Below are 24197 nucleotides of genomic sequence, written 5' to 3'. Positions count from 1 at the left end.
CCTGACCGGAGCCTCGGTCTCACAGGAGCTTCAGGAGGCGCGCACGCCGGACCGCCTCGCCCCGGCGCCCGGCCCCGAGCTTGCGGTTGATGCTCTTCAGGTGCGTCTTCACGGTGTTGACGGACAGGTGCAGGTCGGCCGCGATCTCCTCGGTGGACATCAGCTCCGCGGCCCGTTCCAGCACCTGGTGTTCCCGTTCCGTCAGCGGCTCGACCACCACCGGGAGCCCGGCTGCGGCGGCTCCGGAACCGGGCGGGGACGGGGCCGGGCACAGGTCGGACGGCAGCCAGGCGTACGCGCTGGTGAGCGCCCGGTCACCGCGCAGCACCCGGCGCAGCCAGGGGGACGCGAGGCGGAACGGCAGCCAGAGCCGTTCGGCGTCGGCCGCGGCCAGGGCCCGTCGCACCAGCCGCCGCGCTCCGGCCGGGTCGCCGAGGGCGTCGGCCGCCTGGGCGCGGGTGAGCAGGGCCTGCACGTCGACCACCGAGCCGCCGCCGTGGCGCGGCCCGAGGTCTCCGAGGTCGCGCAAGGCCGTCTCCGGCTGACCGCAGGCGAGCCGGGCGCGCGCCGAGGCGACCGCCGGCTCCGGGGCCCGCGGGTCCGCGTCGCAGAGGGCGTCGATCGCCGCGTCGGGGCGGCCCGCCGCGAGCAGGGCGGTCGAGGCGGTGGCCGCGACCCTGTCCGCCAGCCAGGGCGCCCCCGCCCCCTCGGGGACGGCCTTCTCCCCTTCCTGCAGGGCGTGCAGCGCCGCGTCCGGCTCCCCCTTGGCGAGCATCAGCCGGGAGCGGGCGACGGACAGCTCCTGGGTGACCACCGGGTCGGCGCGGTCGCCCGACACGGCGTCCGCGCGGCGCAGTTCGGCGTCCGCCGCTTCGAGTTCGCCGCGGTCGATGGCCACCTCCGCCAGGACGAGCTGTCCGGCGCGGGTGCCGGTGCCGCGGCGCAGTCCGGAGCGTTCCGCCTCGGTCACGGCGGCCCGTGCCCGCGCCTCGGCCCGGGCCAGGCGGCCGTCGAGGACGTCGATGAGGCCGAGCCAGCTGAGGGACTCGTGCCGCAGCTGCGCCGTCCCCGGGGCGTCGGGCGCCTCGGCGGCGGCGACCAGCGCCCGCCGGGCCTCGGCGAAGCGGCCGTCCCGCAGCAGGACCGCACCGAGGTCGCCCATCAGATGGGCGGACAGCTCCGGGTGTTCGTCCACCAGCTCCTGGGGCAGCTGCGCGCGCAGCTCGGCCGCCTCGTCGGCGGCGGCCTCCGCGGACGCGGCCGAGCCGTGCAGCCTGGCCGCGAGCACCCGCAGGCACGCGGCGGTCAGGCGCAGCGCGGTGGTCTGCGCGGCTGAGCCCTGGGGCGGCGTGGCCTGTTGATCATCGAGGTGCTGCAGCGCCTCGTCGGCGCCCCGCAGGTGCACGGCCGCCTGGTCGGCGTCCTGCCGGGCCAGGGCGAGGGCCGCCCGCACCAGCGCCGGGGCGGGTCCCGGGGTCTCCCGGGGCATGGCGGCGAACAACTGGAACAGGCGCTCGGCGTCGCGGCCCTCCAGCAGCCGCCCGATCGCGAGCGTGCGGATGAGCAGCGTGGCGGCGAACTCCCAGTCCTCGGCCTCGGCGGCGTGGGCGAGCGCGGAAACGGTCTGCCCCTGCTCGCCGAGCCAGCGGGCCGCGCGTGCGTGGAGCTCGCGTTCCAGGCCGGGCTGCCAGACGTGCAGACGGATCCGCACGATCTCCGCGAAGAGCGGATGGTGCCGGTACCAGGAGTGGCCCACCGGGGTGACGAAGGCGTTGGCGCGGTGCAGGTCGGCCAGGATCCGGGCGCCGTCGCGGCGTCCGGTGAGCGCGTCCGCCAGGTCGGGGTGGACCTGGTCCAGGATGCAGGTGCGCAGCAGCAGGTCCTGGGTCTCCGGGGACTGTGTCGCGAAGACCTCGTTGGTGAGGAAGTCGGCGATGGTGCTCTGCCCGGCCTCGAAGTCGCGCAGGCACGCCTCGGCGTCCGGCGCCTCCTGGGCGGCGAGTGCCGCCAGCCGCAGGCCCGCGGCCCAACCGCCCATCCGGGTGGTGAGGGCGCGCACCGACTCCTCGGGGACGGTCAGCCCGTGCGCCCCGAACAGCGCGGCCGAGTCGTCCGCAGAGAAGGCGAGATCGGCGGCCCGCAGGGACGTCAACTCGCCCGAGACGCGGTAGCGGTGCAGCGGCAGCAGCGGTTCGCTGCGACTGACCAGGACGAGCCTGAGGCCGGCGCCCGCGTGCCGGAGCAGCTCGTGCAGCCCGGCGGCGATCTCCGGTGACCCGATCCGCTCGAACTCGTCCAGCACCAGCACCACCGGCCGGTCGGAGGGTTCCCGAGCCTGGAGGTGCGCGGCCAGCCGGCCCAGCAGCGCCTCGTCGGCCTCCCCGGCGTCGGCCGGGGCGGTGATGTCGGGGGGCAGTGCCACGCCGTGGTGCTGCAGCGCCTGCAGGACGTAGGCCCAGAACAGGCCCGGCTCGTCGTCGGGCCGCTCCAGGGTCAGCCAGGCCGCACGGCCCGCGCCGCCGCCGCGCCCGTTGCGGAACCAGTCGGCGACCAGCAGCGTCTTGCCCGCCCCGGCCGGGCCGGTGACCAGCACCAACGGGCCCTGCACGCCCTCCGCCAGCCGCCGCACCAGCGCGGGGCGGCGCACGTAGGTCGGGGGCAGCACCGGGACGGCGAACCGGGCGACCATGATCGGGTCGCTGCTCGGCGTGCTGAAGGGACGGGGCATGGTGCTCACCGCCAGGCTCAGGGCGGACAGAACGTCCGCGACCGCTTCACCATGAGTGTCGTTTCGCGCGCACCACCCTCGAAGGGCCTCATGGGCTCCACGTCAGGGACCAACGGCCCCAGTCGGAGCGAGGGGAACACGGCCCGTCTGCTCCCCGACCATGGTGACACCGACCGTCCGAAGGCGCTGGCCGAGCGGGGATTCACCCGGAACGGGTGGTGCGTGCGAGGGCGCGCCGTGCGGAAGTGGAGGCAGCAACGTCGTCGAGCGAGGAGAGGGCGATGAACTACCCGCTGCTCAATGTCTTCTTCACCACCATGTGGGTCTTTCTGTGGGTCATGTGGTTCTTCCTGCTGTTCCGGGTCTTCGCCGACCTGTTCCGGGATGACTCCGTGAGCGGCTGGGGCAAGGCCGGTTGGTCGGTCTTCGTACTGGTCCTGCCGTTCCTGGGGGTCTTCGTCTACCTCATCGCACGCGGCAAGGGCATGGGCGAGCGCGAGATGGCGCGTTCCGAGCAGGCCGAGAAGGACTTCCGTGCCTACGTCAAGGAGGCAGCCACGACCAGCCCGGACGCGAAGCCCAGGAGCCAGGCGGAGGAACTGGCCCAGCTCGCGGAGCTGCGACAGCACGGCGACCTCACCGAGGCCGAGTACCAGAGCGCCAAGGAGCACGTCCTGGCCGCCTGAGGGCGACACGGTCGGGTCGACACGGTCGGGTCGGGGCACCCCCCTGGGCGCCCCGGACCCGACGGTCCGTTCAGTGGCCGACGGCGACCTTGGCGACCACGATCAGCAGCCCCAGCGAGAGGTTGACCGCCGCCTCGACGGCCATCTGCGGCCTCGACGCCCCGGCGCGCCGCGCACCGAGCGTCGCCCAGACGACCTGTTGCGTGATCGCGACGCCGAGGGCCAGCCAGGCTTCGTCGGCGGACCCGAGCCACGGGCTGACCAGCACGGCCAGCGCCGGCAGGACCGCGGCCTCGACGATGGACCACTCGTGCCGCCCGATCCTGCGGGCCCGCTGCCAGCTGACCGGCTTCCCGGCCTCGCGCTCGCCCGCCACATGGGCGTAGACGTGGGCCAGCCAGAACACGACTCCAGTGACGAGCAGCAGCACGATGATCGAGAGGCGCGCGTGGTGCGCGCTCACGTCGGACGCGGCGATCACGGACGCGGCCAGCAGCGAGCCGTAGACCGCGCCGGTGTAGTCCGTGCGTTCGCGGTCCCCGCCCTGTTCCATCGACGCCCTCACCTCACGATTCTTCACCCCGCGCAGGTCGACGGGCCCTCGACCGGGCCGCCGCGCGCCCGCACTCACCCACGCGGGGTGATCCGCGCGGGGACCGCCGTTCCTACGGTGGCAACGCCGACAGTTCCAGGATCCAGGACAGGGACGTGAGCGACGATGACCGACACCCTGACCCTGCCGACGGCGGCCGGACGACGCGTGCTGGTCCCGCTCGCCCTGGCGCAGTTCATCTGCAGCTTCGCCGGATCCAGCATGAACGTGATGATCAACGACATCAGCAAGGACCTGCACACGACCGCGCAGGGCGTCCAGGTGGCCATCACGCTCTTCCTGCTGGTGATGGCGGCGCTGATGATCCCGGGCGGGAAGCTCACCAACCGCTACGGCCGCAAGCGCTGCCTGATGGTCGGTCTGACCACGTACGGGGTCGGCGCCCTGCTCAGCGCGCTGGCTCCCGGGCTCGGCGTGCTGATTTTGGGCAACTCGATCCTGGAGGGCGTCGGAACGGCGCTGCTGATCCCCCCGGTCTACATCCTGACCACGCTGCTGTTCACCGGAACCACCAACCGCGCCAGGGCGTTCGGCGCGATCATGGCGCTCGGCGGCATCGGCGCGGCCGCGGGTCCGCTCATCGGCGGCCTGCTCACGACGGCGATCAGCTGGCGGGCCAACTTCGGCTTCCAGGTCCTGGTGATCGTGGTGATCGTGTTCCTGACCCGCAAGCTGAAGGACCCGCTGCCCGCCGACCCGTCCCAGGCGTTCGACACCGTCGGCGCGGTGCTGTCCGCGCTGGGGCTGGTGCTGGTGGTGACCGGCATCCTCGCCGCCGACAACAACACCTGGCTGATGCTCGGCCTGCTGCTGTCCGGCGTCCTGGTGCTGGCCGGGTTCTTCCGCTGGATCAGCAGCTGCGAGCGGTCCGGCCGCGAGCCCCTGCTGTCGATGGCCCTGTTCCGCAACCGCGTCTCCAACCTCGGGATGGTCACGCAGAACATCCAGTGGCTGGTGCTGATGGGCGTCTCCTTCACCGTCGGCGCCTACCTCCAGGTGGTCCGCGGCTACAGCGCCATCGCCACCGGCGGCGTGTTCACGGCCGCCACCCTCGGCCTGCTGGTCTCCTCGCTCTCCGCCGAGCGCCTGGCCAAGCGCTACGCCCAACGCACGCTGATCGTCACCGGGTTCGTGGTCACGGTCGCGGGCATCGTGCTGCTGCTCACCCTGGTCCGGGCCTTCAACGACGTCTGGTCGTTCACGCCGGGCCTGCTGCTGATCGGGCTCGGGCTCGGGGCGATGCTGACGCCCTCGGTGAACGTCGTGCAGTCCAGCTTCCCCGACAGCCAGCAGGGCGAGATCTCCGGACTCTCCCGCAGCGTCTCCAACCTCGGCTCCTCGCTCGGCACGGCCATCGCGGGCACGATCCTGGTCTCCGAGCTCACCAAGAACGGCTACGCGGCGGCGATGGCTACGCTCGCCCTCTTCGGCCTGGTCGGCCTCGGCGCGGCCTTTCTGCTGCCCCGCGGCGACCGCACCATGCCGTCGGGCTGAGCGGGACCCTCACCTGGGCCGGAGGGGACGGTGGGCGCGCTCGGTGAGCCCATGGTGGCGGGACGGAGACGCAGTCGCGAAAGGCCGGGGCGCTGCCGCGGCAACCGCCCCTTGCGCCTTCCGGCTTGGCTCGACGGGGCCGCCGCTCCGGCCTGTGTGCGGGATGGCAGGCTGGGCTGGCGGGATGCCCGCCGGGCGTCCCTTGGCCGAACGGGGGTCATGTCGTGGGTTTCGGTGCTGTTCCGCCCTTCGATCCGGAGTTGGGGGCCGTGCTGGCGGCCCTGGATGCGGGGGCGACGGAGCCGCTCACCCCCGAGGGGCTGGCGGACTGGCAAGCGCGGGACGCCGCGTCGCGGCCCCGGCCGACCGTGCGGGAGCTGCGGGCGGACGGCCGGTTCGACGTCGAGGAGCTGCGCGTGCCCGGCAGCGGGGAGGGGGCGCAGGTGACGCTCGTCAGCGCCCGTCCGGCCGGACTCACCGGGCCGCTGCCGCTGCTCTACTACCTGCACGGCGGCGGGATGGTCTCCGGCAACGCCTGGTCCGTGCTGCCGCGCGTGCTGCGGGAGTGGGCGCTCCCGCTCGGGCTCGCCGTGGTCTCCGTCGAGTACCGGCTCGCGCCGCGGGCCCGGTACCTGGAACCCGTGGCGGACTGCCTCGCCGGGCTGCTCTGGGCGGCCGAGCGCGCGGACGGGCTGGGACTCGACCCGGACAGGTTCGTCCTCGGCGGCAAGAGCGCGGGCGGCGGGCTCGCCGCCGCGCTGGCGTTGCTGACCCGCGACCGAGGCGGCCCGCCGACGATCGGTCAGCTGCTGCTGAGCCCGATGCTGGACGACCGCAACGACAGTTTCTCCGCCCACCAGATGGCCGGCGCCGACCCCTGGGACCGCGTCTCGAACGCGACCGCCTGGGGAGCGCTGCTCGGGGACCGTCACGGCGCGGCCGACGTGTCGCCGTACGTCGCCGCGGCCCGCGCGACGGACCTGTGCGGGCTGCCGCCGGCCTATCTCGAGGTCGGGTCGGCCGAGACCTTCCGGGACGAGGTCGTCGCCTACGCCGACGCGCTCTGGCGCGCGGGCGGCGACGCGGAACTGCACGTGTGGCCCGGCGCGTTCCACGGCTTCGACACGGTCGCCCCGCAGGCGACGCTCAGTCAGGACGCGCGCGAGGCCCGGCTGCGCTGGCTCCGGCGGGTCGTCGGGCGATGAGCCGGGCGCTGTCGGTGGCGGCGGGTAGCGTCTGGCGCAGGAAAGGGTCGACCGGAGGAGAGGACGATGGCGACGTTCACGCTCGTTCCCGGCGCGGACGGCCGCGCCTGGTTCTGGCACCGGCTGGTGCCCGAGCTTAGGGCGCGCGGCCACGAGGCGATCACCATGGATCTGCCCAGCGAGGACGCGGCCGGTCTGGACGAGATCGCCGACGCCGTCGTCGCCGCGGTCGCGGCAGCGGCAGCGGCAGCGGGGAACTCCGGTCGCAGCCCCGAGCCGCTGGTTCTGGTCGCCCAGTCCCTCGCGGGCTTCTCCGCTCCCCTGGTCTGCGAGCGACTGCCCGTGCCGGTCGCCGAGCTGGTGCTGCTCAACGCGATGGTCCCGGTGCCCGGGGAGACCGCCGGGCAGTGGTGGGAGAACACCGGCCAGGCCAAGGCCCGCTCGGACCACGCGGCCGCCACCGGCCGCGGCCCGGTCCCCGCGTTCGACGTGCGCGCCGACTTCTTTCACGACGTCCCGCCGGAGGTGACGGAGGAGGCGCTCTCCGTCGGCGCCTCCGCGCCGCCCGCCGCGCTGTTCGGTCAGCCGTGGCCGCTGGCGAGCTGGCCGGACGTTCCGACCCGCTTCCTGCAGGGGCGCGACGACCGGTTCTTCCCACTGGAGTTCCAGCGCCGCGTGGTGCGCGAGCGCCTCGGCCTGGACGTCGAGGAGATCCCCGGCGGCCACCTGGCCGCGCTCAGCCGCCCCCGCGAGCTGGCGGACCATCTGCTGAGGTCAGACCGCGTGTAGTGCGCAGCACGGCCGGTGCGTGCCACCGGTGCGCGCGGCGGCACTTGCGCGCCAGGACGAGCCACGCGCCGGCGAGGAAGAGCACCGCGTGGCCGCCGAGCCAGGCCCAGCCCTCGCCCCGAGAGCCACGTCGTCGACGCCTCCGCTGCTGAGCCACTCCGTCCCGCGAGGGAACGGCATACCGGTGACGCTGCGTCGATAGACAAGTGAACGGTTCGTCGACGCATCCGCATGCGAGGCGCGTAGGGTGGTTCGGGGATGCACCGTACGCGCACGGCGCCACGGTGACGGGGAACGGGGGCTCGGAGATGGGACGACAGGCAGCCTGGCCGGGTGACGACGGGACGCGCGCGCCATCCGCCGCGCTGGAATTGGACAGACCGCATCCGGCGCGGATCTACAACTACCTGATCGGCGGGAAGGACCACTTCGCCGTCGACCGCGAGGCCGCGCACACCTTGCAGCGCCTGGTCCCGGAGAGCCGGGACGCGATGCGCCTCAACCGGGCGTTCCTCCGTCGCGCCGTGCGCGGCGCGGCCGAGGCCGGGATCTCCCGGTTCCTCGACGTCGGCACCGGCATACCGGCGCCCGGCAACACGCACGAGATCGCTCTCGACGTCCGGCCGGACGCGCGCGTCGTCTATGTCGACCGCGATCCGCTGGTGGTCACCCACGCCCGCGCGCTGGCCGCGCACCCCGGCGTGGCGGCCACCGCGGTCCTCCAGGCGGACCTGCGCGACCCGGACGCGATCCTCGCCGCCCCGCCGGTCGCCGAACTGGCGGACTCCGGCGAGCCGGTGGCCCTGGTGCTCGGCGCGGTGCTGCACTTCCTCGAGGACGCGGACGAGCCGCACGCCGCCGTGCGCCGTCTGCTGGAACCGCTGGCACCGGGCAGCCGGCTGATCGTCAGCCACGTCTGCCACGACTCGCGGTGGGTCGACGACGACGACCGCGAGCGGGCTGTCGAGGTCACCGCGCTCTACCGGGAGACGGTGGACCGGCTCGCCCCGCGCGGCGCGCAGGACATCGAGGCGTTCTTCAGCGGTCTGCAGCTGCTCCCGCCCGGCCTGGTCCCGTGCGCGGCCTGGGGCGCGGACGCGTCGGTCGGCGAGCTCCGTGCCACCCGCGGTTTCCTGGCGGGCGTCGCCGTCAAGGGGTGAGCGGCCGGCCGGTCGCCGCCCGGCCCGCCGCCGTGTCAGAAGTCCAACGCCAGCATCACGATCAGCACGATCACCAGCAGGGCGATATAGGCGGCGGAGTGGATCCGGTCCGGCACGCGGCCGGTGACGCGCCGGAGCAGCGCGATGGTCGGCACCGAGCCGAGCAGCAACGCGGCTGCCGCGCCGAGGTCGACATAGCCGAGTCGGCCCAGCCCGGCGCTCAGGGCTCCAGTCGCTCCGGCGGCGGGGCCGGTGGGCGCGAGGGCGTAGACCAGACCGGCGGCCGCGGCGACGGGGAGGCTGAGGGGGTTCGCCATGGCGGTGGCCTCGGCCATGGGCAGGCCGCGGCGTCGCAGCAGTGGGACGGTCATCACGCTCCCGCCGACGCCCAGTCCGGCCGCGACCAGACCGATGCCCGCGCCGCCGAAGGTGACCGTGCCCCGGCCCAGCGGTCTCGGCCGCTCCGGCTCGGCGACGGACACGAAGCCCTTGCGCAGCAGCGTGTCCGCGAGCGTCGCCAGCAGGTAGGCCGCGAAGAGCAGGCGCAGCACCCGGAGCCTCTAGATCGAGCCTGCCGCTGTGCCCTGATTCCCCGCGCGCTGCCAGGTGGTCGACGTCTCGCCGCTGCTGCGCGCGCTGATCCTGGCGGCGGTCGAGATGGAGCCGCGCTATCCCGAACACAGCCGGGACGCGGCCGTCGCCGCCCTGCTCCTGCACGAGCTGAGGAGCCTCACGCCGCTGCCGCTGGACCTGCCGCTTCCGTCCGATCCGCGGTGCGCCGCCTGTGCGAGGCGTTCCTGGAGCTGCCCCACGTCCACGACGCTCCGGCGCGCTGGTGCGCGGAGCTCAACGTCAGCGAGCGCACGCTCGCCCGCCTCTTCCGACGCGGCATCGGCCTCAGCTTCTCGCAGTGGCGGCAGCGGGCCTGCATCCTGCACTCGCTGCACCACCTCGCCGCCGGGATGCCCGTGACCCGTGTCGCGGCACTGCTCGGCTACGACAACCCGGCCGCCTACACGGCCGCCTTCGGTCGGCTGCTCGGCCGCCCGCCGACGGCCTACCGGACTCCGAACGCGTCCGGATAGCCGTGTGGGGCCGGACCGTTCGGTCCGACCCCACAGGTGATACTGCGTCAGGCGCTCGGCGATGCGGGCGGGTTGCCCTGCGGGCCGGCCTGCGGCGTGCCGGGAGGCGGCCCGTACTGCGTCGGGCGGTAGGCCATGGCCTCCTGGGTCGGCGTCGGATGCTGGATGGGCCCCGCCTGCGGCGGAACCGGCTGCGGCGCGTAACCCGCTGCGGGCTGCGGCACGGGGCCCGGCTGCGGCCGGCCCTGCTGCTGGCCCTGCTGCTGGCCCTGCTGCTGCGGCATCGGCTGCGCGGGGTAGCCCGGCTGGGCCTGACCCGGCTGCGGGGCGTAGCCGGGCGCGGGCTGCGGGTAGGGATGAGCCGGTCCGGCCTGCTGCGGGTAGGGCTGCTGCCCCGGTGCAGGCATGGGCGCCTGACCCGCCATCGGACCGACGGGCACCGGGTCCGGGCCCGTGTGCGCGCGACCGCGCGAGGTCACGAGTACGGCCAGCAGCGTGCCGACGGCGATCAGCAGCTCGACGATCATGACGAGGTTGAACGTGAGGTTGTGCCCCAGGGTGAAGGCCGCACGCTCGTCGGCGGTCCGCAGCTCCGAGAGCAGCGAGGTCGCCAGCGGGTAGCCGACCAGCCCCATGGTCGCCGCGATCGCCGCCCGCCCCCAGGTACGACCGCCCAGCGAGCCGAGGATCCCCGCGCACAGCACCGCGCAGATGGCGACGTCACCGGCCGTGAACTGGGTCGGCGCGTCGATCCAGTGGTCACCGAGGCCGAACAGGTTGAGCACCACGTCCCCGGGGCTCGAAGGGCTCTTCGCCGCGAGCAGCGTGAACAGCAGGAGCACGGCCTCCATCAGCAGCATCGCCGCCGCGCCGACCACGGCGACCATGGCGTTTCCGCCACCGGCCTGGCCGGCTCCGCTGCGCGGCTGCTGAGGCCCCGGCAGGGAACCGGGCATCGCGCCGGGCATCGGACCGGGGCCCGGCCCCGGGACGGGACCGCCGACCGGACCGGTTGGGTTGAACGACATCGGTGATTTCTCCCCTTCCGTGCGCACAGCCCCCGCGTGCGCCACCGGTCGAGGGTATCGGGACGAGCCTGATGCGGGCGGCCCGCCCCCACGGCCGCGGGGTGTCAGGCCTGGTCGCGACCGGTCGGCCCGCCGCCCGCCGACTCCCAGGCCTCGGCGAGGACTTCGCGCAGCATGGCCGGGGTGAGCCGCCCGGTGAAGGTGTTCTGCTGGCTGACGTGGTAGCAGCCGAACAGCGTCAACGTCCGTCCGCTCCCCGCGGGTTCGACAGGTGGAAGCACCACGCGCGCGCCGTGGCCGAACACCGGGCGCGGCCGCGGGACGACCCAGCCGGACGCGGCCAGCACCGGCAGCACGGCCTGCCAGCCGAAGGCGCCGAGCGCGACGATCGCGCGCACCGTCGGCCGCAGCAGCGCCAGTTCGCGCATCAGCCACGGGCGGCAGGTGTCGCGTTCGTGCGTCGTCGGCCGGTTGTCGGGCGGGGCGCAGTGCACCGGAGCGGTGAACCGCACGCCGTGCAGGCGCAGACCGTCGTCGCGGCTGACGGAGGTGGGCTGGGAGGCGAGGCCGAGATCGTGCAGGGCGGCCACCAGGACGTCGCCCGACCGGTCGCCGGTGAACATCCGGCCGGTGCGGTTGCCGCCGTGCGCGGCCGGAGCCAGGCCCACCAGCAACAGCGAGGCGTCGGCCGGTCCGAAGCCCGGCACCGGCCGGGCCCAGTAGTCGTGGTCGGCGAAGGACCGACGCCGCACCCGGCCCACCTCCTCGCGCCACGCGACCAGGCGCGGGCAGGCGTAGCACCGGCTCACGGCAGCGTCGAGCCCCGCGAGGTCCCGCGCCTTCGGCGCCTCCTCGCGGGGCTCGGTCACCCGGTCCGGCAGGCTCACCCCTGCGCGGACTCCTCGGGCTTCCCGGCGGTCTCGGGAGCGGCCTGCGCCGCGGTGTCGGTCGCCGCGCCGGTTGCCGCGTCGGCCGGGTCGGGCTTCCTGACCTTGCAGACCAGGGCGTCGCCCTGGACGTCCGCGACGATCGTGTCGCCCGGGGACGCCTCGCCGCCGAGCAGCAGCGAGGCGATGCGGTTGTCCAGCTCGCTCTGGATGGTGCGGCGCAGCGGGCGCGCACCGAACTCCGGCTGGTGGCCGTGGGCGACGAGCAGGTCGCGAGCGGCCTGGGTGACCTCCAACTGCAGGCCCTGCGACTGCACCCGGCGCTCGCTGCCCCGCAGCAGCAGGTCCACGATGTTGTTCAGCTCGTCCTTGGTGAGGGCATGGAAGATGATCGTGTCGTCGATGCGGTTGAGGAACTCGGGCGGGAAGTGCCCCTGCAGATCCGCCATCAGCTGCTCGCGGATGCTGTCGGTGTCGCCGTGGTGCGCGAGGATCCGGTGCGCGCCGATGTTGCTGGTGAGGATGACGACGGTGTGCCGGAAGTCGACCGTGCGCCCTTGGGCGTCCGTCAGCCGGCCGTCGTCGAGCACCTGGAGCAGCGCGTTGAAGACGTCCGGGTGGGCCTTCTCGACCTCGTCGAAGAGCAGCACGCTGTAGGGCTTGCGGCGGACCTTCTCGGTCAGCTGCCCTGCCTCCTCGTAGCCCACGTATCCGGGAGGCGCGCCGATCAGGCGGGAGACCGTGTGCTTCTCCTGGAACTCGCTCATGTCGAAGCGGACCAGCCGGTCCTCGTCGCCGAAGAGCAGCTCGGCGAGCGCCTTGGCCAGCTCCGTCTTGCCGACGCCGGTCGGTCCGAGGAAAAGGAACGAACCGACGGGACGGTTCGGGTCGCCCATGCCCGCCCGGTTGCGCCGCACCGCCTCGGAGATCGCGACGACCGCCTCGTCCTGGCCGACGACGCGCGCGTGCAGCTCCTGCTCCAGCGCCAGCAGTTTGGCCTTCTCGTCCTGGGTGAGCTGGGTGACGGGGATGCCGGTGCGGCGCGAGACCACCTCGGCGATGTCGTCGACCGTCACCGCCATCACGCCCTCGCGGCGCTCGGCGATGCCCGCCAACTCGCCCTCGGCCTCGGCGAGCTGCTCCTTCAGCCGCTTCGCGGCCTCGAAGTCCTCAGCGGCGATGGCCTGGTCCTTCTCGCGCCTGAGCTTGGCGATCCGGTCCTCGCGGTCGCCGGCCTCCGTCGAGCGGCTCAGCGACTTGAGCCGCACTCGCGCGCCCGCCTGGTCCATCAGGTCGATCGCCTTGTCGGGCAGGAACCGGTCGGAGATGTAGCGGTCGGACAGCTCGGCGGCGGCGCGCAGCGCCTCGTCGGTGAACCGCACCTGGTGGTGCGCCTCGTAGGCGTCGCGCAGGCCCAGCAGGATCTGCACCGTCTCCTCGACGCTCGGCTCGGGGATCAGCACCGGCTGGAAGCGCCGCTCCAGGGCGGCGTCCTTCTCGATGTACTTGCGGTACTCGTCGATCGTGGTCGCGCCGATGACGTGCAGTTCGCCGCGCGAGAGCGCGGGCTTGAGCATGTTGCCCGCGTCCATCGCGCCTTCGCCGCCGGCGCCCGCGCCGACGACGGTGTGCAGCTCGTCGATGAAGAGGACGAGGGAGTCGGTGGACTCCTGGACCTCGTTGATGACGTTCTTGAGGCGTTCCTCGAACTCGCCCCGGTACTTGGCCCCGGCCACCATGCCGGCCAGGTCGAGCGCGACGACGCGCTTGCCGCGCAGCGTCTCCGGCACCTCGTCGGCGACGATGCGCTGCGCCAGCCCCTCGACGATCGCGGTCTTGCCGACACCGGGCTCGCCGATGAGCACCGGGTTGTTCTTCGACCGGCGCGAGAGGATCTCGATGGTCTGCTCGATCTCCTCGGCGCGCCCGACCACCGGGTCGAGCTTGCCGGCCTTCGCCTCCTCGGTGAGGTCGCGGCCGTACTCGTCGAGCGTGGGGGTGTCGCTCGACGGCTTCGCCGGCGCGCGCTCACCGGCGGCGGCCCGGTCCGAATCCCCGCGCAGCCGCTCGACGTCGACGCCGCCCGTGCTGCCGAGGAGGCGCCCCGCGCCGGAGTCCGGGTCGTCCAGCAGCGCGGCCAGGATGTGCTCGGGCCCGATGTAGGAGCCGCCGCCGGCCTGCGAGCGCGCGTGCGCGGCGATCAGCACGCGCTTGGCGGCCGGCGTCAGGCTCGGTTCGGCGGACGGCGTCCCCGCGACCCCCGGCAGCACCTTGTCGATCGCCTGCGCGAGCGCGTCCGGGTCGACGCCCGCCTGGGCGAGCAGCGAGCGCGCGGGATCGACCAGGCATGCCGCCCACAGCAGGTGCTCGGTGTCCAGATCCTCACTGCCGTCCTCGGCGGCCTTCTGCTGCGCCCGCCCGATCAACTCCCGCGCGGACTCGGTGAGCAGCTTGCCGATGGGCACGCGCTGCACCGCGGGCGGCGAGGAGGCGGGGGACATTCCGAAGAAGCGGTTGAGCAGATCGGAGAACGGGTCTTGGCCACCGAAGGAACCGAAGGTGGACATCGACATGGAAGTACAGCCTCCTCACCCCCGAGTCGGCCTGACGGCTCCCATTCAACCCCGGAACTGCGGGGCTCACATGTGCAACCGGACGAGTTGCACCCATCCAGGGACGGGGGCCCTGCTGATGTGCGGCACCCCGGGCGTAAACGCGAACAACCACCGGCATGGACCCACCTCCCGGCCGAAGACCGGGCGGGGATTGTCGCGCTCACGCGGCGGAGCCGCATATCGGCCAAGCCACCGCCCCTGAGGGATCAGCGCAACCTCAGGTGGTCACGTCAACAGCCCGTTCAGCTCGACCCAGCCCAGGTCCGCCTTCGTCGCGGTCGCCGTGCCCTGGGAGAGGATCTCCCGCGCCGCCCTGTCGGTCAGCGCGTACGCCGCCTCCGCGATCGACGCGCCGGCGCTGATGCGGGCGGCGCCCGCCGCCGCGAGGGCGGGGACCGGGAGGGTGTCCGCCGCGACGGTGACGTTCAGCGGCAGCGCGATCTCCTTGGCCAGTGCGGCCACCGCCTCCGCACTGAGCGCCCCGAAGACGAAGACGCCGCTCGCGCCCGCCGCCGCGTAGGCCGCCGCGCGGAGGACCGTCTCCTCGTGGTGGCGGTCGCGCTCCTCGGCCGGGAGGCGGTGGGTGTCGATGCGGGCGTTGATGAACAGCGGCATGCCCAGCGCCTCCGCCGCCTCCCGCGCGGCGGCGATGCGCGCGGCGCTCTCCTCGACGGGACGGAGCGAGTCCTCGATGTTGACACCGACCACGCCGGCCTCGACGATCGCCCTGATCGTCTCGGCGAGGCCCGGGAGGTCCTCGGCGTAGCCGCGCTCGATGTCGGCCGTCACCGGGACGGAGACGGCTGCGACGATGCGCGCGGCCGCCGCGACGCCGGTCTCGCGGGTGAGCAGGCCGCCGTCGGGGGCGCCGAGCGACCAGGCGAGGCCGGCGCTGGTCGTGGCGACCGCCGCCGCGCCCGCCGCCTCGACGATGCGCGCGGACGCGACGTCCCACGCGTTGGGCAGCACCAGCGGGCGACCGGGCTGGTGGAGCGAGTGGAAGTGACGGGCCTTCTCGACGAGTTCGACGTCAACCTTGGTCATGCGCTCATCCCATCACACGCCACCGACAACGACGGGGGCTCTGTCCGGAACCCGCGACCACCAACCGTGCGCCGCACCGCACCGGCCCGGCCGCGGTGCACGCGGCCGGGCCGGCAGGCAGGTCACGCGGCCCCCGGGTCAACCCGGAGCCGCCACAGATCAGTTGTGGCCGAAACGCTTCTCCTTCTTGCGCGGGTGGCGCATCGGCATGTCGCCGGAGGCGTCCATCGGCTCCGTGACCGGCATCTGCTGACCGGCCTTCATGTCCGCGAGCATCGCCTTGTCGTGCGCCTGCGCGCGGCTCGGGGTGCGCGCCGCCGACTGCTTCTGCTTACGCGGCTGGTTCTTGACCTTCGTCATGATGTTCTCTCCCGAAGGGGGTGAGGCGCCGTGCCCGGGGTCCGGGCTGGAACTGTCGGCGCACGGCTTCACCCTGACAGCGCCGGTCCACGATCGCATCTCGAACAGTCACGGAACGTGACCGCCGCCCGCGGGGCCGGCGCCGTCGTGAGTCTCACCTCCCGCTCAGGGCCGAGTGCTGCTCCGCGCCACGGTGCCGGTGCCCGGGGACGATGTCGTGTGCGGCGGCCATGCGGGAGCCGGACCACTGGGCGCGGCGGTCGCCCGCGGCGTGGTGGGCGAAGGCCGTTGCCGTGGGACCGGCGTCGGTGCGTCCGCCCATGCCGGGCATGGGCTGGGGCATCCCCGCCATGGTGTCGGCCGACGTGCCGGTCATGCCGGTCCTGCGCAGCAGGTCCTCCGCGCTCCGGCGCAGCTTCTTGGACTGACGAGCGGCCATCGCGGCTCTCCTCTCCGCGCGCATGCCGCGCGCTTCGTGCTCGCGCCTGCCGCCGCCCCGGTCCGGACGGGAGCCGGAGCGGTGTCTGCCCAAGTCTAGTGAGGTCGGGACCGTCTCGTCCCGGCGGGCAATCCACCGCGCGAGCGGCCCGGGCACGCCATACTCGGCGTGGACGAACGGGCACGGGTGGACATCCGGTGGACCTCTAGGGGGGCGCGTGCACGGGGAACGGGTGGCGGTCGTCGGCGGGAGCATCGCGGGCTGCGCGGCGGCGCGTGCGCTGCGACGGGCCGGTGCGGGCGAGGTCGTCGTGCTGGAACGCGCCTCCGGGCGGCTCCAGGACCGCGGCGTGGGCCTGGCGATCCAGAACGAGCGCTATGCCGAACTCGAGGCCGCCGGCTATCTCGATGCGCGGATGCCGTGGGTGCCGCTCGCCCGACGTCCGTGGGTGGTCCGGGACGGCGCGCGCCGGGAGGGGCGCGAGATCGCGTCGATGCCGTTCCCCTTCCGCTCCTACGGTTGGGGCTCGCTCTGGCGGGAGCTGCGCGGGCGGCTGCCGGACGAGGTCGACTACCGCGGCGGCACCGTCGTCCGCTCCGTCACGGACGGTCCGGACGGAGCCGTGGTCCTCCTGGCCGACGGCGCCGAGGAGCGGTTCGACCTGGTCGTCGGCGCGGACGGCCACCGCTCCACGGTCCGCGCGGCGATGCTCGCGGCGGGCTCCTCCGTGTCCGCGCCCGCCTGGGGCGGCTACCTCGCCTGGCGCGGCACTCTCCCCGTGGAGCAACTCCCCCGCCCCGCTGGGGCCTTCCCCGAGGACGCGGCCACCACCGTGGCCTTCCCCGGCGGCCACATGATCGCCTACCGCATCCCCGGCGCCCCGGGAGGCGACGGAGGCGCCCAGGTCAACTGGGTCTTCTACGCCACCCCGCCCGCGCACCTCGCCGGGGAGTTGGCCGATCCCCGGACGAATCCCTCCGCCGAGCTGACCAGCGAACTGACCGACTATCAGCACGCACTGGTGGAGCGGTTCTTCCCCGGTTACTGGCGCGACGTCGTGCACGCCACGCCCGCGGAGTCCCGGCTCCTGCAGCCGATCCACGACGCGGTCGCGCCCCGCTTCGCGCAGGGCCGGCTGGTGCTGCTCGGCGACGCCGCCGCGATCGCGCGTCCGCACACCGGCAGCGGCGCGCTCAAGGCGCTCCAGGACGCGACCGTCCTGGGCCGCGCACTCCTCGAGGCGGACTCCCTCCCTGCAGCCCTCGCCGCGTACGACGCGGAGCGCGCGCCGGTCGGGCGCGCGATCCTCGAACTCGGCCGGAGTCTGGGCCGCGCCCAGGTGCTGCGCACGCCCGACTGGGCGTCGCTGGACCAGCGGTCCTTCGAGTGCTGGTGGCAGGAGAACAGCGGCGCGGGCGTCGGCGGCCGGCCCCTCGGGTCGTAGGACGCGCCGCGCATCGCTCGTGCTGGAATGGGGCCATGATCTACCACGTCGTTCCCCTCGCCGACTGGGACGCCGCGCCCGGCAGCGCCTATGCCCCGGCCTCCCTCGCGGACGAGGGCTTCGTCCACTGCTCCCCCGACGTCGCGACGACCCTCGCCGTCGCCGACGCCTTCTACCGCGACGCCCCGAGGCCGCTGCTGGCTCTCGTCGTCGACGAGTCCCGCCTCACTGCCACGTGCGTCTTCGAGGCCGCCGCCCCCGCCCCGCCCCCTGGCGTCGCCGCCGACACGCTCTTCCCGCACGTCTTCGGCCCGATCGACCGCGCCGCGGTCACCGAGATCCTCCAGGTCACCTGGGACGCCGGGAACCATGCGACCGGCTTGGCGGACCGAGGATAGTCGCATCGTCCGCTGCGCGGGCGTGCCCGACGCCCTTCGGCGTGGTTGAGCTGGGAGTGTCCGGAGCACTGGATCTGACGGAGTATCGTCTCGTGCCATGCCCCAGTTGATCCGGATCGTGACGCGCTCCTCCCCCATGGCTCTCGCGCAGGTGGAGCGGGTGCGATCACTGCTGGCCGAGCGGCATCCGCGGCTCGTGACCGAGGTCGTGCCCGTCACCACGTCCGGGGACCGGTGGCTCGGCGCGCTGTCCGCGCTCGGCGGCAAGGGGGCGTTCACCAAGGAGGTGGACGCCGCGCTGCTCGCCGGCGAGGCGGACCTGGCCGTGCACTGCCTGAAGGACATGCCCGGCGACCGGCCGCTGCCCGAGGGCACGGCCGTCGCCGCCTACCTGCCGCGTGACGACATCCGTGACGCCGTCGTGCAGCCGCGCGGTCTGCGGCTCGACCAGCTGCCCGCAGGCGCCCGGATCGGTACCAGCTCGGTCCGGCGGATCGCCCAACTCGCCGCCGCATACCCGGAGCTGGAGTGCGTGCCGATCCGCGGCAACGCCAACTCGCGGCTCGCCAAGCTCGACGCGGGCGAGTACGACGCGCTGCTGCTGGCCGTCTCCGGCCTGGAGCGGATCGGGCAGGCGGAGCGGATCACCGAGGTCCTGGAGCCGGACGGGATGTGCCCGCCGATCGGCGCGGGCATTCTGGCGCTGCAGTGCCGCGCCGACGACGGCGCGACGGTCGACGCGGTCGCCGCGCTCAACCACGCGCCGACGTGGCGCGAGGCCGCCGCGGAGCGGATGATGCTGCACGCGCTCCAGGGACACTGCAACTCCCCCATCGCCGGCTACGCGCGGGCCGAGGAGGACGGGCGGCTGTCGTTGCGGGCCCGCGTCTTCACCCCCGACGGCAAGCGCGTCCTGGAGGCGCACGAGTGGGCGGGGGCGCTCTCCCCCGAGGAGCTCGGCATGGCCACCGCGCTGGCGCTGCTGCGCCAGGGCGCGCGGGAGTTGATCGACGAGATCCCGCACTGACCCGACACCGAGGCCGCCTGGGAGGCCGGCGAACGCGTCAGGCGGAGACCGTCTCCGGGACGTGCTCGTCCCCATGGGGGTGCGCATGCGTGTGCGCGCCCCGGACGACGAGGGACTCCAGCAGCTCGCGCGTCGCGTCGGTGACGGCCGCCACCGCGGCGTCGAACGCCTCGCGGTTGTGGGCCGCGGGTGCGCGGAATCCGGAGACCTTGCGCACGTACTGGAGTGCGGCCGCGTGGATGTCGGCCTCCTGCGGGTCGGGGGTGACCGGAGCCCGGAGCGTCTTGATCGATCGGCACATGGCTCCAGCGTAGGCCGCCGTGGTGGAACGCGGGGCGGATGCACGGTGCGGGCGGGATGCCGGGGGTCTACAGTGCTGGGAAAGAGCAAATCTGTTCATACAGGGCAGGAGGTTCCAGATGTCCCAGCCCGAGGGCGACGACGAGCGACCCACGCCGGACCGGTTGCTCCACACCGGAGCGGAACACCCGGTCGACCCGGAGGACCTGGTCCGCGCCAGCGGTCGCGAACCCACCCCGGCACTGATCGAGAAGGCCCGCAGGGCCCTGGAGGAGCAAGGCGCCGCCGCCGTCGAGCGCCTGCTGCCCTGACGCTTGCTGCCCTGACTCCGGAAGCCTGATCCGACCCGCGTACCGCGCCGGTCGGGTCAGGCTTTCGCGCGTGCGGGCGCGGAATCGGCGGCGGGATCAGCTGCGGACCGGGCCGCGCAGTCGGGGCAGAGGCCCCGGTAGGTGACGGCGACGCGCGAGACCGTGAACCCGTAGCGCTCGGCCGCCGGCAGGCCCGCCAGCGGGTCGACGGAAGGGTGGACGTCGCGGATCGTGCCGCAGGAGTCGCAGACCAGGTGCTGGTGGGCGTGGTGGGCGTTGGGGTCGTAGCGCTTGGCCCGGCCGTCCGTGCTCACCTCGAGCACCTCGCCGATGGCGACGAGCTCGCCCAGCGTGTTGTAGACCGTGGCCCGGCTGATCTCGGGGAGCAGCGCGGCCGCGCGGGCGTGGATCTCGTCGGCGGTGAAGTGGACGTGGTCGCCGTCCAGCACCTGCGCGACGACGCGCCGCTGCGCCGTGAGCCGCCAACGGCGCGCTCTGAGTCGTGCCAGCAGGTCGCTCATGCTTGCGAGAGTACCAGGCAGATCGGACGGAGTTCGAGATTAGTGCATCTGTTGACTTAGACACTGTCTAAGGTAGGGTCGAAATCCGGTGCCGGAAACCCTCCCCTAGCCCCGCAAGGATGGCCATGTCTGAGAACCTTGACGCCAACGTCGACGCGAATGCGGGGGGCGCGGGCGGCTGCCCGGTCGCGCACGGGCGCGCGCCCCACCCGACGCAGGGCGGCGGAAACCGTCAGTGGTGGCCGCAGCAGCTGAACCTGAAGATCCTGGCCAAGAACCCGGCCGTGGCGAACCCGCTGGGTGAGGACTTCGACTACGCGGCCGCGTTCTCGGCGCTGGACCTGGCGGCCGTCAAGCAGGACGTCGCCGAGGTGCTGACGGACTCCAAGGACTGGTGGCCGGCGGACTTCGGCAACTACGGGCCGTTCATGATCCGCATGGCCTGGCACTCCGCGGGCACCTACCGCATCAGCGACGGCCGCGGCGGCGCGGGCGCGGGACAGCAGCGCTTCGCCCCTCTCAACTCCTGGCCGGACAACGGCAACCTGGACAAGGCCCGTCGTCTGCTGTGGCCGGTGAAGAAGAAGTACGGCAAGTCCCTGTCCTGGGCGGACCTGATGATCCTCGCCGGGAACGTCGCGCTGGAGGAGATGGGCTTCGACACCTTCGGCTTCGCCGGTGGCCGCGCGGACGTGTGGGAGCCGGACGAGGACGTGTACTGGGGCCCGGAGACCACCTGGCTGGGCGACGAGCGCTACACCGGCGACCGTGAGCTCGAGGAGCCCCTGGGTGCGGTCCAGATGGGCCTGATCTACGTCAACCCCGAGGGCCCCAACGGCAACCCGGACCCGATCGCGGCCGCGCGCGACATCCGGGAGACCTTCCGCCGCATGGCGATGAACGACGAGGAGACCGTCGCCCTCATCGCCGGTGGCCACACCTTCGGCAAGACCCACGGCGCGGGCCCGGCGGACAACGTCGGCGCCGACCCCGAGGGCGCCCCGCTGGAGCAGCAGGGCCTCGGCTGGAAGTCCGCCTACGGCACCGGCAAGGGCGGCGACACCATCACCTCCGGCCTCGAGGGCACCTGGACCAACACCCCCACCACGTGGGACAACAGCTTCTTCGAGATCCTCTTCGGCTACGAGTGGGAGCTCTTCCAGAGCCCCGCGGGCGCCAACCAGTGGCGGCCGAAGGACAACGCGGGCGCGGGCACCGTGCCGGACGCGCACGACGCCTCGAAGTCGCACCAGCCGGTCATGCTGACGACCGACCTGTCGCTGCGTTTCGACCCGGCCTACGAGCCGATCTCCCGGCGCTTCCTGGCCGACCCGGCCGCGTTCGCGGACGCCTTCGCCCGCGCCTGGTTCAAGCTGACCCACCGCGACATGGGCCCGATCGCCCGCTACCTCGGCCCCGAGGTCCCGGCCGAGGAGCTGCTCTGGCAGGACCCGGTCTCCGCGGACACCCGCTCGCACCTCGACCCCGCCGACGTCACCAAGCTCAAGGTGAAGATCGCCGGGGCGGGCCTGTCCGTCGCGCAGCTGGTGTCGACGGCGTGGGCCTCCGCGGCCTCCTTCCGCGGCAGCGACAAGCGCGGCGGCGCCAACGGCGCCCGCCTGCGCCTGCAGCCGCAGGCCGGCTGGGAGGTCAACGACCCGGACCAGCTCGCCCAGGTGCTGCGCACCCTCGAGGGCGTCCAGCAGGCGGTCAACGCCGAGCTGTCGGGCGGCAAGCAGGTCTCCCTCGCCGACGTGATCGTCCTCGCCGGCGGCGTGGGCGTCGAGCAGGCCGCGAAGGACGCAGGGGTGACGGTCGAGGTGCCGTTCACGCCGGGCCGCGGCGACGCCACCCAGGAGCAGACGGACGTCGAGTCCTTCGCCGCCCTGGAGCCGACCGCCGACGGCTTCCGCAACTACCTGGGCAAGGCCAACCGCCTCCCGGCCGAGTACCTGCTCCTGGACAAGGCCAACCTGCTGAACCTGTCCGCCCCGGAGCTGACCGTCCTCGTCGGCGGCCTGCGCGTGCTGGGTGCGAACCAGGGCCAGTCGTCCCTGGGCGTCCTGACCGACCGCCCGGGCACCCTGACGAACGACTTCTTCGTCAACCTGCTGGACCTGGACACCACCTGGGCCCCGGTCGCGGCCGATGCCGGCACCTTCGAGGGCCGCGACGCCTCCGGCCAGGTCAAGTGGACCGGCACCCGCGCCGACCTGGTCTTCGGCTCCAACTCGGAGCTGCGGGCGGTCGCCGAGGTCTACGCGGGTGACGACGCCAAGGAGAAGTTCGTCGCGGACTTCGTCGCCGCCTGGGCCAAGGTCATGGACCTGGACCGCTACGACGTGCGCTGATCCCCTCCCGTGAACGACCGTGCGGGCCGGCCCTTCGGGGCCGGCCCGCACGTCTGCGTCGGGGCTGCGTCAGCCGATCCGCGCGACTGCGGCGATCGGGGCGCCGGTGTCGTCGGGCTCGTTCTCGTCCGCACGCCACTTGTAGTAGGAGACCAGACCGGGCTCCAGCAGGGTGTAGGGCGCGAGCCAGTCCGCGACCGCGGCGGGCGAGTGCAGCACCAGCGGGGAGGAGGCGTGGGCGTAGATCGCCTCGGCCTTCTCGATCTCGTCCTGGGAGAGCCGGCCGGCACTGGCGATCGACAGGGCGAGGTGGCTGCCCGGAGCCAGGCGCTCGGTGTAGGCGCGGATCATCGCGGCCGGGTCCTCCTCACGGCGCACGAAGTGCATCACCGAGATGAGCAGCAGGCCGACGGGCTGCGAGAAGTCGATCGTCCCGGCCGCCTCCACGCGGTCCAGGATCTCCTGTGGCCGGCGCAGGTCGGCGTCGAGCGCGGACACGCCCGTCTCGGCACGCAGGGCGCGGGTGTGGGCGAGCACGACCGGGTCGTTGTCGACGTAGACGATGCGGGCGTCCGGCTGGTGCTCACGCACGATCTCGTGGACGTTCGGGCTGGTGGGGATGCCCGCGCCGATGTCGATGTACTGGCGGATGCCGCTCTGGGCCAGCAGCCCCACGGCCCGCACCAGGAAGCGCCGGTTGGCCTGTGCGATGGTCCGCGCGGTCGGCTGGGCGGTCAGCAGGTGCTCGGCCGCGGCACGGTCGGCGGCGAAGTTGTCCTTGCCCCCGATGAGGTAGTCGTAGATGCGCGCGGTGCTCGGCACGTTCGGGTCGAAGCCCCCGTGGCCGCCGGTGCTCCCGTCGCCGTCGCCCGCGTCGGCTCTGCCGCCCGCCCCCCGGTCCACCTCGGACATCCGTCGCCCACCCCTCGCGTTGACAGTCGATCAACTTTGCTGCGCAGTCTAGAGGACGCCCGGTGTTCAGTTGTGCGACCGTTCGGTTCAACCGAGGGAGACGACGGTCGCCTCGGCCGGGCCCTGCGGGGTGTCGTACTCCACGACGTCGCCCGCCCGGCGTCCGAGCAGGGCGCGGCCGAGCGGGCTGTCGGCCGTGACCAGCGTCCGGTCCAGCTCCTCGGCGACCTCCCCGATCTCGACCCGCTCGACCGTGCCGTCGGCGAACCGCACGGAGACCGTGCTGCCGACGCCCACCACGTCGGCGTCGGGCGGACCGGCGATGGTGGCCTGCTTCAGCCGCAGCGTCAGCGCCTCGATGCGGTCGTCGAGCCGGGACAGCTCCTCCGCTCGCTGGAGCTCGTCGGCCTGGTCGGCCCGGTCTCCGGTGGAGTCGGTGTCGTGCAGGGTCCCGGCGACGGCGGCCCGCTCCGCGCGCAGCTGGACCAGATCCCGCTCGATCGCCTCGCGCGCCTTCGCGCTGATCGGCTCCGCCTCACCGGCCATGGTCTCCTCCTCGACGCCCGCGGCGCTTGCGACGATGCGCGCGGCGTCCCACCACTCAAACCCCGCCGTGGGAGCCCCGCAACCGGGCGCGCAGGTGCCGGGCCCGTGCTGCTGTGCCAGCGTGGAACGGGGACACCGCACCGAGAGGAGTGGCCATGTCGTCCAAACGGCGTCGCAGGAAGAAGCAGCGCAGGAAGCACGGCGCGAACCACGGCAAGCGCCCCTGCTGCTGAGCACCCGGACCGGCTCGGTCC

General features: G+C 73.6%; 25 protein-coding genes. 12 read left to right on the top strand and 13 right to left on the bottom strand.

Annotated features, from left to right (window positions below):
* Positions 1 to 19 precede the first annotated feature (19 nt).
* Positions 20 to 2728, bottom strand: a complete 2709-nt coding sequence (locus TR49_RS22225; protein WP_042384297.1) for a winged helix-turn-helix domain-containing protein — start codon at positions 2726 to 2728, stop codon at positions 20 to 22.
* 281 nt (positions 2729 to 3009) lie between these two features.
* Here TR49_RS22225 and TR49_RS22220 point away from each other — a divergent pair, with 281 nt between their 5' ends.
* On the top strand, positions 3010 to 3414 hold the full coding sequence (locus tag TR49_RS22220; RefSeq protein WP_042384178.1) for an SHOCT domain-containing protein: 405 nt from the start codon (positions 3010 to 3012) through the stop codon (positions 3412 to 3414).
* Between the two features lie 70 nt (positions 3415 to 3484).
* Here TR49_RS22220 and TR49_RS22215 read toward each other — a convergent pair whose 3' ends face one another.
* Complete coding sequence (locus TR49_RS22215; protein WP_042384175.1) at positions 3485 to 3967, bottom strand: hypothetical protein; 483 nt, start codon at positions 3965 to 3967, stop codon at positions 3485 to 3487.
* Positions 3968 to 4132: 165 nt separating this feature from the next.
* Here TR49_RS22215 and TR49_RS22210 point away from each other — a divergent pair, with 165 nt between their 5' ends.
* The 4 genes from TR49_RS22210 (at position 4133) to TR49_RS22195 (ending at position 8675) form a co-directional block, all read left to right on the top strand.
* A complete protein-coding gene (locus TR49_RS22210; RefSeq protein ID WP_042384168.1) occupies positions 4133 to 5521 on the top strand; it encodes an MFS transporter in 1389 nt (462 codons plus the stop codon).
* Positions 5522 to 5745: 224 nt separating this feature from the next.
* Positions 5746 to 6726 (top strand): alpha/beta hydrolase, encoded by a 981-nt coding sequence (locus TR49_RS22205; RefSeq protein ID WP_042384165.1) that lies wholly within the window; start codon positions 5746 to 5748, stop codon positions 6724 to 6726.
* Positions 6727 to 6792: 66 nt separating this feature from the next.
* Positions 6793 to 7515 carry an alpha/beta fold hydrolase gene (locus TR49_RS22200; RefSeq protein WP_042384163.1) on the top strand — a complete coding sequence of 241 codons (723 nt, stop codon included), beginning with the start codon at positions 6793 to 6795 and terminating at the stop codon, positions 7513 to 7515.
* Between the two features lie 308 nt (positions 7516 to 7823).
* Entirely contained in the window at positions 7824 to 8675 is an 852-nt protein-coding gene (locus tag TR49_RS22195; RefSeq protein WP_042384160.1) for an SAM-dependent methyltransferase, read from the top strand.
* A gap of 35 nt (positions 8676 to 8710) precedes the next feature.
* Here the strand turns inward: TR49_RS22195 and TR49_RS22190 are convergent, their stop codons facing one another.
* A complete protein-coding gene (locus tag TR49_RS22190; RefSeq protein WP_084725229.1) occupies positions 8711 to 9226 on the bottom strand; it encodes a TSUP family transporter in 516 nt (171 codons plus the stop codon).
* Positions 9227 to 9448: 222 nt separating this feature from the next.
* Between TR49_RS22190 and TR49_RS45765 the strand changes: the two genes are divergently transcribed.
* Complete coding sequence (locus TR49_RS45765) at positions 9449 to 9760, top strand: helix-turn-helix domain-containing protein (protein WP_052434531.1); 312 nt, start codon at positions 9449 to 9451, stop codon at positions 9758 to 9760.
* Between the two features lie 47 nt (positions 9761 to 9807).
* On the opposite strand, the gene TR49_RS22180 is transcribed toward TR49_RS45765, so the two are convergent.
* The 6 genes from TR49_RS22180 to TR49_RS22155 form a co-directional block, all read right to left on the bottom strand.
* A complete protein-coding gene (locus tag TR49_RS22180; RefSeq protein ID WP_042384153.1) occupies positions 9808 to 10788 on the bottom strand; it encodes a hypothetical protein in 981 nt (326 codons plus the stop codon).
* Positions 10789 to 10892: 104 nt separating this feature from the next.
* On the bottom strand, positions 10893 to 11669 hold the full coding sequence (locus TR49_RS22175) for a uracil-DNA glycosylase (RefSeq protein ID WP_304941189.1): 777 nt from the start codon (positions 11667 to 11669) through the stop codon (positions 10893 to 10895).
* Positions 11670 to 11671: 2 nt separating this feature from the next.
* On the bottom strand, positions 11672 to 14248 hold the full coding sequence (locus TR49_RS22170; RefSeq protein WP_042384149.1) for an ATP-dependent Clp protease ATP-binding subunit: 2577 nt from the start codon (positions 14246 to 14248) through the stop codon (positions 11672 to 11674).
* A gap of 267 nt (positions 14249 to 14515) precedes the next feature.
* Positions 14516 to 15334, bottom strand: a complete 819-nt coding sequence (locus TR49_RS22165; RefSeq protein WP_042384146.1) for an isocitrate lyase/phosphoenolpyruvate mutase family protein — start codon at positions 15332 to 15334, stop codon at positions 14516 to 14518.
* 159 nt (positions 15335 to 15493) lie between these two features.
* Positions 15494 to 15694 (bottom strand): hypothetical protein, encoded by a 201-nt coding sequence (locus TR49_RS22160; protein WP_042384143.1) that lies wholly within the window; start codon positions 15692 to 15694, stop codon positions 15494 to 15496.
* Between the two features lie 154 nt (positions 15695 to 15848).
* Positions 15849 to 16133 carry a hypothetical protein gene (locus TR49_RS22155; protein WP_042384140.1) on the bottom strand — a complete coding sequence of 95 codons (285 nt, stop codon included), beginning with the start codon at positions 16131 to 16133 and terminating at the stop codon, positions 15849 to 15851.
* 217 nt (positions 16134 to 16350) lie between these two features.
* On the opposite strand from TR49_RS22155, the gene TR49_RS22150 reads away from it, so the two are divergent.
* The 3 genes from TR49_RS22150 to hemC all read left to right on the top strand — a co-directional run bounded on the left by TR49_RS22150 (position 16351) and on the right by hemC (position 19002).
* Positions 16351 to 17577: an FAD-dependent monooxygenase gene (locus TR49_RS22150; RefSeq protein ID WP_042384138.1), complete on the top strand. Its 1227-nt coding sequence runs from the start codon at positions 16351 to 16353 to the stop codon at positions 17575 to 17577.
* A 35-nt stretch (positions 17578 to 17612) separates the two neighbouring features.
* Positions 17613 to 17975 (top strand): DUF952 domain-containing protein, encoded by a 363-nt coding sequence (locus TR49_RS22145; RefSeq protein WP_042384136.1) that lies wholly within the window; start codon positions 17613 to 17615, stop codon positions 17973 to 17975.
* Between the two features lie 97 nt (positions 17976 to 18072).
* Positions 18073 to 19002: a hydroxymethylbilane synthase gene (hemC, locus tag TR49_RS22140; RefSeq protein WP_042384134.1), complete on the top strand. Its 930-nt coding sequence runs from the start codon at positions 18073 to 18075 to the stop codon at positions 19000 to 19002.
* A gap of 37 nt (positions 19003 to 19039) precedes the next feature.
* Here the strand turns inward: hemC and TR49_RS22135 are convergent, their stop codons facing one another.
* On the bottom strand, positions 19040 to 19303 hold the full coding sequence (locus TR49_RS22135; RefSeq protein ID WP_042384132.1) for a DUF2277 domain-containing protein: 264 nt from the start codon (positions 19301 to 19303) through the stop codon (positions 19040 to 19042).
* Between the two features lie 118 nt (positions 19304 to 19421).
* Here TR49_RS22135 and TR49_RS22130 point away from each other — a divergent pair, with 118 nt between their 5' ends.
* Positions 19422 to 19613 (top strand): hypothetical protein, encoded by a 192-nt coding sequence (locus TR49_RS22130; RefSeq protein ID WP_042367319.1) that lies wholly within the window; start codon positions 19422 to 19424, stop codon positions 19611 to 19613.
* Between the two features lie 56 nt (positions 19614 to 19669).
* Here the strand turns inward: TR49_RS22130 and TR49_RS22125 are convergent, their stop codons facing one another.
* Positions 19670 to 20134 (bottom strand): Fur family transcriptional regulator, encoded by a 465-nt coding sequence (locus TR49_RS22125; RefSeq protein ID WP_042384129.1) that lies wholly within the window; start codon positions 20132 to 20134, stop codon positions 19670 to 19672.
* A gap of 125 nt (positions 20135 to 20259) precedes the next feature.
* On the opposite strand from TR49_RS22125, the gene katG reads away from it, so the two are divergent.
* Entirely contained in the window at positions 20260 to 22485 is a 2226-nt protein-coding gene (gene katG / locus TR49_RS22120) for a catalase/peroxidase HPI (RefSeq protein ID WP_042384125.1), read from the top strand.
* Between the two features lie 69 nt (positions 22486 to 22554).
* On the opposite strand, the gene TR49_RS22115 is transcribed toward katG, so the two are convergent.
* Together TR49_RS22115 and TR49_RS22110 are read right to left on the bottom strand one after the other, a co-directional pair.
* Positions 22555 to 23397 carry an SAM-dependent methyltransferase gene (locus TR49_RS22115; RefSeq protein WP_084725227.1) on the bottom strand — a complete coding sequence of 281 codons (843 nt, stop codon included), beginning with the start codon at positions 23395 to 23397 and terminating at the stop codon, positions 22555 to 22557.
* An 87-nt stretch (positions 23398 to 23484) separates the two neighbouring features.
* Positions 23485 to 23943, bottom strand: a complete 459-nt coding sequence (locus TR49_RS22110; RefSeq protein ID WP_042384122.1) for a GreA/GreB family elongation factor — start codon at positions 23941 to 23943, stop codon at positions 23485 to 23487.
* 155 nt (positions 23944 to 24098) lie between these two features.
* Here TR49_RS22110 and TR49_RS47140 point away from each other — a divergent pair, with 155 nt between their 5' ends.
* A complete protein-coding gene (locus tag TR49_RS47140) occupies positions 24099 to 24176 on the top strand; it encodes a hypothetical protein (protein WP_500799094.1) in 78 nt (25 codons plus the stop codon).
* Positions 24177 to 24197 lie beyond the last annotated feature (21 nt).

The sequence above is a fragment of the Streptacidiphilus melanogenes genome (assembly GCF_000787835.1).
Classification (GTDB): Bacteria; Actinomycetota; Actinomycetes; order Streptomycetales; family Streptomycetaceae; genus Streptacidiphilus; species Streptacidiphilus melanogenes.
This window is presented reverse-complemented; position numbering and strand designations above follow the sequence as displayed.